Origin of the sequence: Pseudoalteromonas sp. MMG024 (assembly GCF_021654175.1) — a bacterium.
In the GTDB taxonomy this organism is placed as follows: Bacteria; Pseudomonadota; Gammaproteobacteria; order Enterobacterales; family Alteromonadaceae; genus Pseudoalteromonas.
Genome location: NZ_JAKFZO010000062.1, coordinates 1 through 485 on the forward strand (window position 1 = coordinate 1; position 485 = coordinate 485).

1 protein-coding gene is annotated in these 485 nt (G+C 39.2%); it reads right to left on the minus strand.

Translation table 11 applies throughout. The annotated features are described in order from the left end of the window. Positions 1–130: 130 nt before the first annotated feature. Positions 131–418: an IS3 family transposase gene (locus tag L1068_RS21865; RefSeq protein ID WP_054981612.1), complete on the minus strand. Its 288-nt coding sequence runs from the start codon at positions 416–418 to the stop codon at positions 131–133. Positions 419–485: the final 67 nt, after the last annotated feature.

The window sequence follows — 485 nt, forward strand, 5'->3', positions numbered from 1 at the left end:
AAATCTTCGGCCGTTATAAGCTTTGCTGGACGGCTCCGCCATGCGTAATAGCTTGAACGACTCACCTTCATCGCTGCACATAATTTAATAACGCAATAAGCTTGGCTATTCTCTTTGATGAATTGGTACTTTACTTCATTTCTCTCGCAAAGAAGGCGCTGGCCTTTTTTAAGATCTCTTTCTCCATTTTGAGATCTTTGTTTTCTTTTCTCAGGCGTTTTAGCTCTGCTCGCTCATCTTCATTGAGTGAATTGCCAGCTTGTTGCTCTTCTAGTTTAGCTTTCCAGTTATAAATAAGTTTGGTGGTTATCCCTAAAGAGGCTGCGGCCTCTGAAACTGAATAGCCTTGCTCTGTTACCAAAGCAACAGCTTCTTGCTTAAATTCAGTTGTATAAGATTTATTTTTACGTTTTGTCATTTAACACCTCAATATTAGAACATTGTCCATTATTAAAGTGTCCGGCTCAATTAAACCAGTTCAGTTC

Excerpts from the sequence above, each read along its gene's own strand:
- L1068_RS21865 (WP_054981612.1), bottom strand. The coding sequence starts at position 418 with ATGACAAAACGTAAAAATAAATCTTATACAACTGAATTTAAGCAAGAA.